The 1,151-nt window shown below is 63.8% G+C and carries 1 protein-coding gene; it reads right to left on the bottom strand.

From position 1 onward, the window contains the following. On the bottom strand, nucleotides 1–1,151 hold a 1,151-nt coding region (locus tag JWR98_RS28530; RefSeq protein WP_205491835.1), incomplete at both ends, for a DUF6531 domain-containing protein.

Below are 1,151 nucleotides of genomic sequence, written 5' to 3'. Positions count from 1 at the left end.
GCGTTTTCAACCAAGGCCCACTCGTAAAAACAGCGCAACCCGGTCGGCAACTGGTGTTCCACCATGCGCCGGCCAGCATCGTAGCTGAAGCGCCGCTGCACCTGGCCAGTGGCATCGCGGACCTCAGCCAGGTTGCCGATAGCGTCGTAGCCGTAGCTGACCAGCACTTCGCGGCGCTGGTCGGGGTACAGCCGTTCGAGCCGCACCACGTGGCCTTGATCGCGGATCAACTCCACTTGCACCAGATCGAACGTATCGCGCAGCCGGATCAGTCGCCCGGCTTCGTCATAATCGATGTGAACGCGGTTGTCGTTGCGGTCGCCGAGCTGGCCAAGGCGCAGCAATGCGGGGTTGGCCGAGGGTTCAAACAAGCGATACAGCCCGTCATCGCTTTCGATCAGTAACTGCCCATTGAGGTGTCGCCGCACGGCCAGCCCTTCACCGGCACTGAACACCGCGCCACCCAAAGGGATGTAGCCCATGTCGATAGGGCGCCCCTGCTCATCGGTGTACACCAGCGTTTCGCCGCCCTCGGGATGTGGACGAACTTCGACGCACACCTCATACGGCACGCTCCAACCCGCGCCGAACAAACTGCCTGTGCGTTCGTCACGGCTGTTGTAGAAACGCTGCCAATCAATCGGCAGGATGCCGGGCAGGACGAAGTCCAACTCATCATCGCCGCCCAACACCTTGGCGCCGGTGGCCGCATGCACCGGGTTCGACGAGCCCATCGCCGCATTGGCCATCGCCCCCATCGCGCTGCTAATGGCCATCGAGGTCGCGCCGCCGATCAACATGCAGGGCAACTTGCTGAAGAACTTGCCCTTGCCGCCCTTGAGCATCAACAAAGCCGTCACCGCCAGCCCGACGCCCGGTGTCTTGCCGCTGCGAATCTCACGCACCACCACCGAGCCGCCGCCAATGGTCACGTTCGACGAGATCAACCCAGAGGACACGACGGTCGCATCACACGTGCTGCGATCACCGCTGCGCACCGCCGGCTGGCCGTTGATCGTGACCTTGTCCGAACCCTCGGCCAGAAACTGCGGTGGCATCGGCGGGTGCTTCATGCACACGACCACGTCCAGCGGCTTGGGCACGGCGCCGGGAGCCGGTGTCGCAACGGTCGGACGCCACATCTGCGAGAA

It is taken from the genome of Pseudomonas lactucae (assembly GCF_016937615.1).
Taxonomy (GTDB): domain Bacteria; phylum Pseudomonadota; class Gammaproteobacteria; order Pseudomonadales; family Pseudomonadaceae; genus Aquipseudomonas; species Aquipseudomonas lactucae.
Note: the sequence above shows the minus strand (reverse complement) of the source record. Positions and strands in the feature narration are given on the sequence as shown.